The following is a 14,290-nucleotide window of genomic DNA, read 5'->3' on the forward strand; positions in this document are numbered from 1 at the left end:
AAAATTATTTTAGATCCTTGTATACTGCGGCGCTCTCCTGAGCTTCCGGCTTGATAACCATACCGTCTTTCAAACTGCCTGCACCGTCGGTAACAATGGTGTCGCCGGCTTTGAGGCCATCAGTAACCACATAATATTGGCCTGCGGTAAGGTCCATAACGTTTACCTCGGTATTTTTAACTGCTCCTTTGCTATCAACCAGGTAAACAAAATGTTTGCCCTGCAATTCGTAGGTAGCTTTTTGAGGTATCAGCACCGCATCTTTAATTGTTTGCGGGATTTGTATCGTAGCGCTACCGCCGCTGCGGATCAGGCCGACAGGATTAGGGAATGTTGCCCTGTAACTTGCCGACCCAGTTTCGGTATTAATTAAACCGCTGATGGTTTCAACCTTACCTTTTTCAGCATAAGTGCTGCCATCCGGCAATACCAGTGAAACAGGCGGCGTATTGGCCAATTTTTGGTTCATGGTGCTGCCTTTTACTGTTCTTGAAAAATCAAGCAATTGCTTTTCATTGAGGGCGAAGTAGGCATATACCTTACCGATATTTGATACTGTTGTTAAAGGCTGTGCGGTTGAACTGGTGATCAGGCTTCCTAACTTATAAGGGATAGCGCCTACCACGCCATCAACCGGGCTGGTGATAACGGTGTAACCCAAATTGGTTTTGGCGTTGGCCAAACTGGCTTTTGCCTGGGCGAGGGCGGCTTTGCGCGCTTTTAGCGTATACTCGGCCGATTCAAGCTCATAATGGCTGATGATGTCTTTTTCTACCAGTGGTTTGGTTTTATTAACCTGCAATTCGGCCGCGCTCACGTCAGCTTCAGCACTGGCGATGGCTGCATTAGCGGTATTTACTTCCTGCGCATATTGCGGCGCACTGAGTTTGAACAGTAACTGGCCTTTTTTTACCACGCTACCCTCGTCAATATAGATTTGATCAACATAACCGTCAACCTTGGGGCGGATCTCGATATTTTGCTGTCCCTGAAGTGTAGCCGGGTATTCGCTGTTTAGGGTGGCATCGTGTAAACTGATTTTTAGAACCGGGTAGCTTTGTGGCGGCTGGGGAGCTCCCGCAGCCATAGCGCCGCCCTGGTTTTGACCACCGCCGCATGACGACAATAAAATTAAGGCGGCCCCAAAGCCGGTTAGCAGTTGAGCTGTATTTTTCATAAATATAAACTTGTAGCTATTTGATTGAATTGATATAAAAGGCATTTCAGGTTATGTGTTAATTATTTTGTTTGACAATTGCGTTAATCACAGGGTAAATTTTTTATTGGAAAATCATTTTGCAGATAATCTTTTTTCGCTCGTTAATGAGACAGGCATAACTTTCACTGCTTAGTCCGAACGCCTTTTTATATATGGGGCTCATGATTAGCGGGTATGACATCAGCGAAAACAGGTTCAGCACAAAATGCATCGGGTTCATGGGTGCGATATTTCCGGCTTCCATCTCTGCGCTGATCTGCTCAAGAAACATACTGACCTGATGAGGCTTAATTTCGTCCGTATACTTACAGGCATTTGAGTTGATCTCGGTGATCAGGAAGGTTTCCTGGTAAGGATAAGTGTTGGCTTCAGTTAAAAACAGTTCAATAAAGTTTTCGATCTTTTTTTTAAACGGAAGGTCTGATGCCATAACAGCATCAAGACGTGTAGTTAAAGCAAGCATCGCCTCCTTAAATACCTGTTCAATTAATACATCCTTAGTGCGGAAATAGTAATTTAACAGCGTGCGACTTACTCCTGCGGCATCGGCAATATCCTGAGTATTTGCATGGAGCCGGCCCTCGGCAAAAAAAATGTGCTTGGCGGTGTCCTTAATTAATTGCTCGGCACCTGTATCCCTTATCGGCATAAATAAACCTGGTGTTTAACCGGGCACATTATTACGCCCGGCTGCATCAAAAATCTGATGACGGGGCAAAGTTGGTTCAATTATCGTTTTTGCAGAATGTTTAAAGGATGGAGCAATATGTCAAAAAGTCGTTTTCAATAAAAAGATTGTAACAGAATAGTAATTTAAATTATGCTATTGCAACCATATAGCCGCTTTGTAATTAAAATTACGACCAGCACTTCTAAAATGTGTAAGTATTAATTATAAGGGAGTTTGACGGTATTTACTGGGGCTAATACCGCATTGTTTTTTGAAGAACTTGCTAAAAACAAACTGATCGGCAAAGTTCAGATAATCGGCAACCTGGGCAATGGTTAGCGACGGATCGTTTAAGGCCACCTTTGCTTCCATTATTACTATTTCATCAATAAAATCGCCCGCAGTTTTACCGGTTACCTCTTTTACGGTTTGCGAAAGGTATTTAGGGGTGATATTTAGCATGGCGGCATAGGCCTGCACGCTCCTTTCTGCTTTAAAATATTGCGGAAGGATCTTCAAAAACCGAAAAGTTAGTTCTTCTTTCCGTGTACCTTTTACTTCGCCTATTTTTTGTTGCTTTTGGTACAAAGCGCTCACCTCATAAATAAAGCCCGTAAACAGGCTCAATAATACCTCATCCTGAAAAGCAAGCTCATCATGTATGTCTATTTTACTTTCGATGATGTCAAGGATTGATTTAAGCGGGGCCATTGCCTTTTCATCGGCAACTAACAGCGGACTTACCTGCGATGATAAAAAGTCAAACGCCTCTACATTTTTAGTATGGATGCTTGTGGCGGATAAGTATGTCGATGTAAAGATCACCGATGTAAGCCTGCAATCAGAAGAAACATTTAGAAACTGCCGAATAGTGTTAGGCGCTACCATCAGTACGTTATGCTCCTTTACCTTATACTCCAAAAGGCCTACATTGATAGAGAAATCTCCTTCGTGAACCAGCGTAAAAGAAAAATGATCTGACCTAAACGGATGCAGAATAGGCATCTCAATATGATCGGGATTGAACGATGCAACGTACAGCCCCTTATGCTGACTTGTAATACCAAGCGGAGCAAGTAATTGCTCCATCGTATGCATCTGTACAGGCAGGATCTCTTTTGGCATAAGGCAATAATAATGCTCCTTAAATAATTTTGCGAATAAAATTGAATAACGCTTGGGTTTCAAACGTTTTATATGAATTTATAATATTAAAAAAGCGTCATTTCGAGGAACGAAGCAATCCCCTATAAGCAGGTCAGCCCTGTATAGTTTGGGATTGCTTCGTCCCTCGCAATGACGCCTGTATTTTGGCAAACCGATAATTATAAGTATCAGCTCATTGACGGGAACGAGATGCCCTTGATTTTCCTGAAAAGTTCAACAGCGTACAGATCGGTCATGCCCGAAACAAAATCAAGAATGGTCTGGATCTTTGAATAATCGTCATCAGCTTTGGTTAAAAACTGTTTAGGGATCAGTTCAACCAGTTTGCTATGATATTTTGAATTGTTTTTTAAATACGCGGGAACAAACTCTTCCAATAAACCGCCCATTACTTTATAACCCGCTACCTCTTTTTGCACTACCGAGCTGTAGTTGTAGATCTTTTTTACAGATACATTTTCAATGGCTTTCATGGCCGACCGGAGAGGTTCTTCAATCGCGTCCATCAGCGCAGAATTAAAATCACCATTCATTATCTCTTCCTGTTTCTCATAAAACAGGTTTGAACATTGATTTACCAAAGTATTTATTGCTATTGCCCTCAAATACCCCACTTTAGCATCAGTATCATCAAACTCTTCCAATCGCTCCTCCATTCTGGGGATAGTACACAAAGGCATCAGCAATTCTTTCACTTCCTCATAGGAGAGTATTTTAAGACGATGGGCATCTTCCAGGTCAACAACATTATAGCAAATATCATCTGCTGCCTCAACCAGGTACACCAATGGGTGCCTTTTGTAAACAAGTTCGTTATCCTCTACCCTGATCAAACCCAAATCATTAGCTATCTTTTCAAAATCCTGTTGCTCGGAGGCGAAGAAGCCATATTTCTTTCGATAAATTACCCCCTTCTTATGCCCTGCTACAGATGAACAGGGATATTTTGCAATAGAGGCTATGGTTGAATAGGTTAAAGCCAGACTGCCCCTGCCTTTACCGGCAAACGGATGCGTTAATAACCTTAAGGCATTGGCATTACCTTCAAAATGCGTCAGATCTTCCCATTGCTGAGGGCTAACAGTATTTTTATATTCTTTGCCGTCTCCTTCAGCAAAATAATGCGATATAGCAGATTCGCCCGAGTGTCCGAACGCTGGGTTACCCAAATCATGGGCCAAACAAGCAGCCGCTATCATATTACCGATTTCGCTGATAAGCGGATATTTTTTTTCTACATCGGGATCTTCCTTAAGCATCCTGTTAAAGTGCATACGGCCCAATGAGCGCCCCACACTCGCTACCTCTAAACTGTGAGTAAGGCGATTATGTACAAAAACGCTCCCCGGCAGAGGGAATACCTGGGTTTTGTTTTGCAGCCTTCTGAAAGGTGACGAAAAAATTATCCGGTCATAATCCTTCTGAAATTCCGATCGTGCATCGATATGGTTTTCAATATATTTATCCTCGTAACCCCAGCGTTTTGCCGATAATAATTTATCCCAGTTCATTATGATATGATGTGTATAGAGCGGCAAAAGTAGCCATTATACCGGAAACAAATACGGGATAGTAATCCGCGGTTAAGGAAAATCATATTATGACAATATGAGCCGATGTCAGGCTATTTATTTTAATAGTTTATCAATAACTGAAGTTACCTTTTCTTCAAAATCATCACCGTAACCAACAAATACATTCGCAATCTTTCCCTCTTTGTCGATAAAATAAAAAGTAGGAAAACCTCTTACATGATATGATTTAACAGCATCGCGCCCATTTACATAGATAGGATATTTTATATTGTAATTTTTTCGAAATTCAGCAACCACCTTTTCATTATCACGTTCTGTTAAACTCACTATAGCTACATTTTGATTTTTATACTTTTCATGAATGCTGTTAAGCGGTTTAAGAGAAAGCATACAAGGATAACAACCGACAAAAAAATAATCAAGCAATACAACCTTGCCCCTGAGTTTTGATAATGTGATCTTTTTCCCATCCACTCCATCTAAAACAAAATCCGGAGCAATAGAACCCACTGGTAATAAAGGAATTTCTGGTTCATCTATTTTTTCATGAAACCCATTCGGAATAACCCAATCGGCTACACTAATATCATTCTGATCGAACTTATAGTCAAAGTAACTATCTTTTGAATAATAGTTTGTTACTGCATTTCCTATATCTGCACTTCTTACATTGCGTATAAGATATACAGGCATATCCGAAACTTTATCAATAAATAAGTGAAAACGGGTATACAAATGTTCATTATTAATAATAGTATCGCGGTAATTAATAATTAAATGCGAACAGGTAATGGCATTAATGATGGTATCGTTGGCTATCACCATTTTAGATGATTGTTTCACTGCAAAATCTTTAATCCAATTTAAATCAGTAAGTAAGCCCATCACAGCTTTACCATTGATTTCATCTATTAAATAAGTGCTGTCTGCCTGATTAATTCTTATTAAGTTCTTTCCATTATAAAACTCCGTCGAAACTGAATTACCGGCCTTATTTAATGTTTCTGTTCTGTACAGATAACCTAAGGTTTTGTCATCAGGTGCTTTTAAAATAAAATTTTTGCTTTGCCGGGTTAAAGTGTCATTAGTAAAAGATTCCTTTACCTTGCTTAAGTGTTGGTAGCTAAGGTTTTTGTAGCTTTTAATTTTGTCAATGGTTTTTTGAACCAAAGTAGCCTGGGCGTTTACATTTATGTTATACAGAAGAGCAAATACGGTGCAAATGGATATCTTGATAAGTGTTTTAATAGTGAGGTTCATTGTTTGCAATAGGTTTTAAGTTATTGCTATAACGCAAACCAATACAGCTTATTCTCTTAACCGTTTAAATCCGTTATTTTTCAGGTCATACTACCTCAAAATGCTGCCTGAACTTTTCCTCTTCCAAATCGAGCAGATCCAATTGCTGCTTTACAATATCGTCGCTGATATTCTCTTTCTTATTAAGTGTTTGCAGTAAGGCGCGCTGCTGATTCATAACATCATTTAAGATCATGCGATAGTCATGATAAAAAGAATCGGCACGTTGCTCGCTGTTGTCCTGCTCCCAATCCTTCAGGAGTTCCATATCGGCACTCAGCCTCAGCTTAAATGCCTTAACCATATCATTACCGGCTAAATGATCTGTATATTTATCTTCAAGTATTTGCAGAGCCAGTTTGGATAACTTCTTTCTAACCAGTTGCTTTTGCTGTTCTGGCGAACCTATATAATCATGGTCGGGGACATTTACAAGCTTAACCAATATGGGCAAAGTAAGCCCTTGCACAACCAGGGTAAACATGATCACCACGAATGTGATAAACAGAATGAGATTTCGTTGGGGAAAGGCCGCGCCCGAAGGCAACAGTTCGGGAATACTCAGGGCGGCAGCAAGCGAAACTACACCGCGCATGCCCGCCCATCCAAACAGTAATGGCGTTTTCCAACCGGGATTTGGGTCGGCGGTGGTAATATAGCGGCTGATGAACATGGTAAATATGGTGGCGCCATAGGTACTGGCTAAGCGGGCTAATATCAGCACACCTGTTATGATCAAGCTATAGTTTATTGCCGGTTTAAGCCCATCGGGACCAAGTGCTTTTATAAGTACCGGAAACTCCAGCCCTATCAGTATAAACACAAAACCGTTTAAAACAAAAGCTACAGTTTCCCAAACGTTAATGCCCTGCAGCCTGCTGCGATAATTTAATATTACATGCCTTTGGGATGACAGGAACAATCCGCCGCTCACTACAGCCAGCACTCCCGAAAAGTGAAATTCTTCAGCAGCCATATACATGGCATAAGGTGTAACAAACGTTAGGATAATATCAATGTTGGCTGTAGTTGGCAGCCAGCGGTGGATGGCGTAAAACACCAGGGCCACAGCCAGGCCAATAACAATCCCCATAACAATAACCAATACAAAGCTTAAAGCAGCCTGCCCAAATGCAAATTTACCGGTAATCACTGCCGCAAGTGCAAACCTGAATATCACTAAACTTGATGCATCGTTCATGAGGCTTTCACCCTCAACAATGGCTATAAACCGTTTAGGTACTTTTATATTTTTCAGGATACTGCTTGCTGATACCGCATCAGGCGGCGAAATGATCCCCCCAAGCAGGAAGCCCAGCGGCAAGGTAAAACCCGCTATAAGGCTATTGGAAACAAAGGCTATTAAGCAGGAGGTTAAAATAACGATCAAAAACGCGAAGCTGGTGATCACCCTGCGCCATTTCCAGAAATCCTTCCAGGAAGTATTCCAGGCCGATTCATAAAGCAAGGGAGGTAAAAAGATCACGAAGATCAGGTCGGGCTGGATTTCGATACCTTTTAAAAAGGGAACGAAACCAAGCGGTAAGCCAACTAAAACCAGTAATATGGGATAAGCTATTTTGATTTTTTGAGCCAGCATTACCACAAAAAGGATAACTACTAACAGGCAGGTACATTGAATAATAACATGATGCAGCATATAGCTAAAATACAATTATTCGCTGAGTAATGTTTACTGGCAGTTTTATTAAGCAGTATTAAGAAATCATGAACAAATAATCGTTTTAGCTGTTATGAAAACATCAAAAAGCGCTGTTGAAGAAAAAATTTAGATCTAAAAAGATAAAATCCTAAAAAACAGGGATAAAAAATAAAAATAAAGTCATTTTATATTAAAAAAAATACAAAATCATTTCAATAGCTTCAAATATTTTGGTAAATTCGCAATCATGGCGTCGACGTTAAAAAAAATATTCTTTGCATTATTTTTTTTTCAGCTTGCAATAGCTGTAGCCCCTGCTAACGCCGAATCAGTTTTAACCCACTACAAAAAATCGGGCCCTGCGGCCGATGCTATTTCCCTTACCCATCAAAAGATCATAGGGCAAATTCAGCAACAGGAAGTACAGGACGATTCGCCCGATTCTGATAGCAACGAAGCCAGCCATACCCGTAACATCATCCGCTTTTTGCCCGGCCGCGTTAACTATTCTTCGGCATTACTGCCCGGTCAACAGCTTTTACTGGAAGATGTTATTTCGATAGTCGAAAAACAACAAAATCAAAATAAATCCATCAAAGGCTTCCTGCCTGCGTATTACAATTTCCTTTTCAGGCTCAGTCCGTTCTGATCCTTTTTCCGTTCCAGATGCCCTTTGCGGCAAATCCCTGTTTTACAAATCAAATTTAACATTGGCTAACAGTACGTGATATGCACTGCTATGCCCTATTAATCTATCCGGAAAAAATGAAAAGGATCATCATTTATATACCCTTACTGGCCATGGCTGCCGGTATACTTGTCACGGGCTGCTCATCAAAAGCAAAAACCAATAACGAAGCTGCTGCTACTGATACCCTGCAACTCCCTGTACTTACTTTAAATACGCAGGATACTGTTCTGCAAAAATCATATGTTGCCGATATCCAGGCGCAAAAAAATATCGAGATCCGCTCACGCGTTCGCGGCTTCCTCGAAAAAACATATGTTGATGAAGGCAAGCAGGTTAAAAAAGGCCAGCTTTTATTTAAACTTAACGATCAGGAATTTAAAGTAAACCTGTCAAAAGCCAAGGCTGCACTAAGCAACGCCATGGCCGACGCCAAGGCAACCGCCCTTGAGGTAGACCGCGTTAAGTTACTGGTTAACAAGAACGTAATCTCCAAATCGGAACTGGAAGTTGCCGAGTCAAAAATGAATGCTGACAAGGCGACCATTGAAGAGGCGCGCTCCATGGTACAAAGCGCAGAAGACCAGCTGGCTTACACTTACATCCACTCTCCTTTTGATGGCATTATCGACAGGATCCCGCTTAAAGCAGGCAGCCTGATTGATGAAGGTACATTGCTTACCAGCCTGTCGGATATCAGCTCGATGTACGCATACTTCAGTTTCCCCGAAAATGAATACCTGCAATATGTACGCAAACGCCAGACAGCACCCGGCAAAACCAGCGACAAAGTTAAACTGGTACTTGCCGACGGACTGGATTTTCCATATGAAGGTGAAATTGAAACCGTGGAGGCCGAAATTGAGCAAAAAACCGGCTCTATCAATTTCAGGGCTAAGTTCCCTAATCCGCAAAAGCTGTTAAGGCATGGTGCTACGGGTAAGCTTTTCATTTCAACCAAAGCTGATAGCGTGATCATGGTACCGCAGCAGTCGGTGTTTGATATCCAGGATAAAAGTTACGTATACATAGTTGACAAGAACAATACACTGCACATGCGTGCTTTTTCGCCGCAAACCCGTTTTTCAACCTACTATATAGTGAAAGACGGCTTAAAAGCAGGCGACAGGATCTTGTACCAGGGGGCGCAGAACGTACGTGATGGCATGATCATTAAACCAAGGAAACTGGCAAAAGACTCCTTACTGGCCATGAAATAATCATCGCCAGGTTTTCCTGTTCCGGCCGCATAAAACATGCGGCATTGGTTTATTGTACACTTACCCCAACAAAACTATGTTCGAAACTTTTATAAAGCGGCCTGTGCTGTCGCTTGTTATCTCCCTGATAATTACCCTGCTGGGTGTGCTGGCGTTGATAACACTGCCTGTTACCCAGTTCCCTGATATTGTGCCGCCATCGGTAACGGTAACCGCCAACTACACGGGTGCCAATGCCGAGGTATGCGCCAAGGCTGTAGCTACCCCTCTGGAACGCGCTATCAACGGCGTGCCGGGGATGACCTACATGTCTACCGTTTGCAGTAACGATGGCTTAACGGTGATCCAGATCTATTTTAACGTGGGCATTGACCCCGATCAGGCTGCGGTGAACGTTCAAAACCGTGTAGCCACAATTATTGATGAAATGCCGGAAGAGGTGATCAAAGCCGGCGTTACCACCGAAAAGGAAGTAAACAGTATGCTGATGTACCTGAACATCATGAGCCAGGACACCAGTATGGATGAGAAATTCATTTATAACTTTACCGATATCAACGTTTTACAGGAACTTAAACGAATTGATGGTGTAGGTCGCGCCGAGATCATGGGCGCCAAAGAATACTCGATGCGTGTATGGCTAAAACCCGACAGGATGATGGCATATAAAGTATCAACCGACGAGGTAATAGATGCCATTCGCGCCCAAAACGTTGAAGCTGCACCGGGTAAAACCGGCCAAAGCTCGGATAAAACACCACAGATGCTGCAATACGTATTGCGTTATCCGGGCAAGTTTTTCGAGCCCAAACAATATGAAAACATTGTGATCCGCGCCGAAGAAGATGGCTCGGTATTAAGATTGAAGGAAATTGCTGATGTTGAATTTGGCTCCTTAACCTACAGTATGGTTTCCAATACCGACGGTAAGCCTTCGGCATCCATCATGATAAAACAACGGCCGGGTTCAAACGCCCGCGAGGTGATCAACAACATTAAAACCCGCATGGCCGAACTCAAAGAAAGCTTATTTCCTGCCGGGATGACTTTCAATGTGAACTACGACGTATCCCGCTTTTTGGATGCATCCATACATGAAGTGTTACGTACGCTGATTGAGGCTTTTGTACTGGTTTTCATTGTAGTATTTATTTTCCTGCAGGATTTCAGGTCAACACTGATCCCCGCTTTAGCCGTACCGGTGGCGCTCATTGGTTCGTTAGCTTTTATGCAGATGCTGGGTTTCTCCATTAACCTGCTTACGCTGTTTGCGCTTGTACTGGCCATAGGTATTGTGGTGGATAACGCGATAGTGGTGGTTGAGGCCGTCCACGTAAAAATGACCGAAAACCACATGAATGCGATGGATGCCACCATCAGCGCTATGCGTGAGATCAGCGGGGCCATTGTGGCTATTACACTGGTGATGTCGGCAGTATTTGTGCCGGTGGCTTTTATGTCGGGACCTGTTGGGGTGTTTTACCGGCAGTTTTCGCTTACACTGGCTATCTCTATTGTAATATCAGGTGTAAATGCACTAACCCTCACTCCCGCCCTTTGCGCCATTATGCTTAAGCATGATCCCGCTCCAAAAAAGAAAAACCTGATGCAGCGTTTTTTTAGCGGCTTTAATAATAAGTACAATGGTTTGCAGGGAAAGTATTCTACTTTCATGACCTACCTGTCGCCTCGTAAAGGCATTACCCTGATATTGCTTGCCGGTTTTTTTGTACTTACCTGGGGCACCAGCGCAATTTTGCCAACCGGCTTTATCCCTACTGAAGATCAGGGTATGCTTTACGTAAACGTAACCACCCCGGCCGGCGCTACTGTTGAACGTACAGAGCAGGTACTTAAGGAGATTGAAGCGAAAACCAAATCGATGGAAGCCATCGAATCGGTTTCAACCCTTTCGGGCTATAGTTTGGTGAACGAGATTGCCGGTGCATCATACGGTATGGCCATGATCAACCTTAAACCCTGGGATGAACGTAAAGAATCACTGGACGATATAATTGCCGGGCTAACCGAAAAAACCAAGAATATAGGCGATGCATCTATCCAGTTCTTCCCACCGCCTACTGTGCCGGGCTTTGGTAATGCCAGCGGTTTCGAGATCCGTGTGCTTGACCGCAGCGGCCAGGGCGATCTGCAAAAAGCGGCTGAGGTAACTAAAAACTTTGTTGATGCGCTTAACGCCTCACCTGAAATTTCGGGCGCGTTCACCAGCTTCGACCCCAACTTTCCGCAATATATGATCTCTGTTGATCAGCAAACGGCGGCACAAAAGGGCATTACGGTGGATAAAGCCATGTCGACCCTGCAAACATTGATGGGGAGCTTTTACGCTTCCAATTTTATCCGCTTCGGGCAGATGTATAAGGTAATGGTGCAGGCTGCCCCAGAGTATCGGTCGCGCCCCGAAGATGTATTAAACCTGCAGGTGAAGAACGACAAGGGCGAAATGGTGCCATTTTCTACCTTTATCAAAATGGAAAAGGTATTTGGCCCCGAGCAGCTTACCCGATATAACATGTATACATCGGCCATGGTTACCGGCGATGCAGCCAAAGGCTTCAGCAGCGGCGACGCTATTAAAGCTATCGAACGCATTGCTGCCGAAAAGCTGCCCAAAGGTTACGCCTTTGAATGGTCGGGCATGACGCGTGAGCAGATCCTGTCGGGCAACCAGGCTATTTACATTTTTGTGATCTGTTTGATATTTGTTTACCTGCTGCTTGCCGCCCAGTATGAAAGTTTCCTGTTACCACTTTCGGTTATCCTTTCGCTGCCTACCGGCATTTTCGGGGCGTTTTTCTTTTTGAAGATCACCGGGCTCGAAAACAACATTTATGCACAGGTAGCGCTGGTGATGCTGATAGGCTTACTTGGTAAAAACGCTATCCTGATAGTGGAGTTTGCCATACAAAGGCAAAAAGAAGGCCTCAGCATAGTAAAAGCAGCCATTGAAGGGGCCGTATCCCGTTTAAGGCCAATCCTCATGACCTCGCTGGCATTCATTGCCGGCCTGATCCCGCTTTGCGTGGCCAGCGGCGCGGGGGCAATGGGTAACCGGTCGATAGGTACTGCCGCCGCCGGGGGGATGCTACTGGGCACCATATTCGGCCTGGTGCTTATTCCAGGCTTGTATGTGATCTTCGCCGGTTTGGCTGAGCGAAGTAAAAAATCAAAACCCGCTGCAGAAGTTATTCATCCTGAACTGGATATCGTTAATAATTAATCAAGACCTACAATGCTAAAAAAAGCAATTTTCTATATATTCAATACGGTTCTTTTGATGCTGATCATGGCCGGCTGTAAAAGCTACAAGCCGGTCACGGGCCAGGAAGTTACCGCTAACCTGCCATCATCATTTAACAGCAGCATCGATACGGCAACTATTGCGGCATTACCTATAAGCCAGTTTTTTGCCGATCAAAGGCTCATCAACCTGATTGATACTGCCCTTAAAGCCAACCCCGATCTACTCAGCGCCCTGCAACGGGTTGAGGCTGCACGGGCCAATTTACGGTTCAACGCTTCAAAGCTGTTACCTACTATAAATCTCGCTGCTAATGCCGGGGTTGAAAAATATGGTGATTATACGCAAAACGGCGTCGGTAATTACGACACCAATTTCTCAAACAACATTAACAGCGATCAGCATATCCCTAACCCGGTGCCTAACTATTTCCTGGGCTTTCAAAGCTCATGGGAGGTTGATCTTTGGGGTAAACTGAACAATCAGAAAAAGGCGGCCTTTGCACGTTTCCTGGCCAGCCAAAGCGGTTATCGGTTAGTTACAACTGCCCTAACAGCCCAAATTGCAGGGCTTTATTACCAGTTACTGGCTTATGATACCGAATTGGGCATTATTAAAAAGAACATCACCCTGCAGGAGCATGCTTTAGAAATTGTTAAAATTCAAAAACTGGGCGGTCGTGCTACCGAGCTGGCCGTACAACAGTTTGAAGCGCAATTATCGCGTACTAAAGGATTAGCGTATACCACCCGTCAGCAAATTACCGAAACTGAGAACCAGATCCGTTTTTTAACCGGCAGCTATTCGGGCAATATCACAAGGGATACATCTATCATAAAAACCAAACTGCCTGTGGTAGTTGGTACCGGTGTTCCATCGCAAATGCTGTTGAACAGGCCTGATATCCGCACTGCAGAGTTGGAGCTTACCGCTATGAATGCCGATATTAAAGCAGCACGCGCTAACTTTTTCCCTACGTTAACCTTAACACCCTATGTCGGCTATAACAGCTTCAGGGCAAACCTGTTGTTTGATCCGGCCTCATTTACTTACGGTATTTTGGGTGGGATCACTGCCCCTATCTTTAACCGCAAAGCCATCAAAGCCGAATATGAGCGCACTATAGCTGAGCAGAAAATAGCGGTGTACAACTATCAGAAAAGTATCCTTTCCGGCTTCCAGGAAGTGAAGAATAACTTGAGCGGCATTGATAACTTCAATCACGCCTTTGAGTTTAAGCAACAAGAACTGCAAGCATTGAACAATGCATTATCCGTAGCTAACGACCTTTACCTTGTTGGCAGGGCCAATTACCTTGAGATCATCACTGCCCAGCGCAGCGTACTTGATGCCGAGCTTGAACTGGCCGGCATTAAACGCGATATATTTTTAAGCTCGGTTAATTTATACCAGGCTGTGGGCGGAGGTTGGAAGTAAGCTAATTCCATCAGCCTAAATTAAAGAATCGTCATTGCGAGGTACGAAGCAATCCCAGACAAACAGAGCCGCTCTGTATAGTTCGCGATTGCTTCGTACCTCGCAATGACGTTTTTTTCATCATCGGTCA

The 14,290-nt window shown here is 43.4% G+C and carries 10 protein-coding genes; 4 read left to right on the plus strand and 6 right to left on the minus strand.

All coding sequences use genetic code 11. The features are described from left to right. Positions 1-4: 4 nt before the first annotated feature. From ACFFGT_RS08810 to ACFFGT_RS08835, 6 genes are all read right to left on the minus strand, one after another. The gene (locus ACFFGT_RS08810; RefSeq protein ID WP_377022153.1) at positions 5-1,177 is read right to left on the minus strand and encodes an efflux RND transporter periplasmic adaptor subunit; all 1,173 of its coding nucleotides are present in this window, start codon (positions 1,175-1,177) and stop codon (positions 5-7) included. Between the two features lie 103 nt (positions 1,178-1,280). Then, a complete protein-coding gene (locus tag ACFFGT_RS08815) occupies positions 1,281-1,868 on the minus strand; it encodes a TetR/AcrR family transcriptional regulator (protein ID WP_377022154.1) in 588 nt (195 codons plus the stop codon). A gap of 243 nt (positions 1,869-2,111) precedes the next feature. Beyond that, a complete protein-coding gene (locus ACFFGT_RS08820; RefSeq protein ID WP_377022155.1) occupies positions 2,112-3,014 on the minus strand; it encodes a helix-turn-helix domain-containing protein in 903 nt (300 codons plus the stop codon). Positions 3,015-3,223: 209 nt separating this feature from the next. Beyond that, entirely contained in the window at positions 3,224-4,567 is a 1,344-nt protein-coding gene (locus ACFFGT_RS08825) for a deoxyguanosinetriphosphate triphosphohydrolase (RefSeq protein ID WP_377022156.1), read from the minus strand. Between the two features lie 117 nt (positions 4,568-4,684). Further along, positions 4,685-5,851, minus strand: coding sequence for a TlpA family protein disulfide reductase (locus ACFFGT_RS08830; RefSeq protein WP_377022157.1), 1,167 nt, complete (start codon positions 5,849-5,851; stop codon positions 4,685-4,687). Positions 5,852-5,936: 85 nt separating this feature from the next. Then, positions 5,937-7,550 carry a Na+/H+ antiporter gene (locus tag ACFFGT_RS08835; RefSeq protein WP_377022158.1) on the minus strand — a complete coding sequence of 538 codons (1,614 nt, stop codon included), beginning with the start codon at positions 7,548-7,550 and terminating at the stop codon, positions 5,937-5,939. 250 nt (positions 7,551-7,800) lie between these two features. Here ACFFGT_RS08835 and ACFFGT_RS08840 point away from each other — a divergent pair, with 250 nt between their 5' ends. The 4 genes from ACFFGT_RS08840 to ACFFGT_RS08855 all read left to right on the plus strand — a co-directional run bounded on the left by ACFFGT_RS08840 (position 7,801) and on the right by ACFFGT_RS08855 (position 14,160). Further along, positions 7,801-8,202, plus strand: coding sequence for a hypothetical protein (locus ACFFGT_RS08840; protein ID WP_377022159.1), 402 nt, complete (start codon positions 7,801-7,803; stop codon positions 8,200-8,202). Between the two features lie 116 nt (positions 8,203-8,318). Then, positions 8,319-9,461 (plus strand): efflux RND transporter periplasmic adaptor subunit, encoded by a 1,143-nt coding sequence (locus ACFFGT_RS08845; protein WP_377022160.1) that lies wholly within the window; start codon positions 8,319-8,321, stop codon positions 9,459-9,461. Between the two features lie 76 nt (positions 9,462-9,537). Further along, positions 9,538-12,702, plus strand: coding sequence for an efflux RND transporter permease subunit (locus tag ACFFGT_RS08850; RefSeq protein WP_377022161.1), 3,165 nt, complete (start codon positions 9,538-9,540; stop codon positions 12,700-12,702). Positions 12,703-12,714: 12 nt separating this feature from the next. Beyond that, complete coding sequence (locus ACFFGT_RS08855; protein WP_377022162.1) at positions 12,715-14,160, plus strand: TolC family protein; 1,446 nt, start codon at positions 12,715-12,717, stop codon at positions 14,158-14,160. Positions 14,161-14,290 lie beyond the last annotated feature (130 nt).

Source organism: Mucilaginibacter angelicae, assembly GCF_042434235.1.
In the GTDB taxonomy this organism is placed as follows: domain Bacteria; phylum Bacteroidota; class Bacteroidia; order Sphingobacteriales; family Sphingobacteriaceae; genus Mucilaginibacter; species Mucilaginibacter angelicae.

What these genes read in the sequence shown, in the direction of transcription:
- ACFFGT_RS08810 (WP_377022153.1), bottom strand. Translation starts at nt 1,177, where the DNA reads ATGAAAAATACAGCTCAACTGCTAACCGGCTTTGGGGCCGCCTTAATT.
- ACFFGT_RS08815 (WP_377022154.1), bottom strand. Translation starts at nt 1,868, where the DNA reads ATGCCGATAAGGGATACAGGTGCCGAGCAATTAATTAAGGACACCGCC.
- ACFFGT_RS08820 (WP_377022155.1), bottom strand. Translation starts at nt 3,014, where the DNA reads ATGCCAAAAGAGATCCTGCCTGTACAGATGCATACGATGGAGCAATTA.
- ACFFGT_RS08825 (WP_377022156.1), bottom strand. Translation starts at nt 4,567, where the DNA reads ATGAACTGGGATAAATTATTATCGGCAAAACGCTGGGGTTACGAGGAT.
- ACFFGT_RS08830 (WP_377022157.1), bottom strand. Translation starts at nt 5,851, where the DNA reads ATGAACCTCACTATTAAAACACTTATCAAGATATCCATTTGCACCGTA.
- ACFFGT_RS08835 (WP_377022158.1), bottom strand. Translation starts at nt 7,550, where the DNA reads ATGCTGCATCATGTTATTATTCAATGTACCTGCCTGTTAGTAGTTATC.
- ACFFGT_RS08840 (WP_377022159.1), top strand. Translation starts at nt 7,801, where the DNA reads ATGGCGTCGACGTTAAAAAAAATATTCTTTGCATTATTTTTTTTTCAG.
- ACFFGT_RS08845 (WP_377022160.1), top strand. Translation starts at nt 8,319, where the DNA reads ATGAAAAGGATCATCATTTATATACCCTTACTGGCCATGGCTGCCGGT.
- ACFFGT_RS08850 (WP_377022161.1), top strand. Translation starts at nt 9,538, where the DNA reads ATGTTCGAAACTTTTATAAAGCGGCCTGTGCTGTCGCTTGTTATCTCC.
- ACFFGT_RS08855 (WP_377022162.1), top strand. Translation starts at nt 12,715, where the DNA reads ATGCTAAAAAAAGCAATTTTCTATATATTCAATACGGTTCTTTTGATG.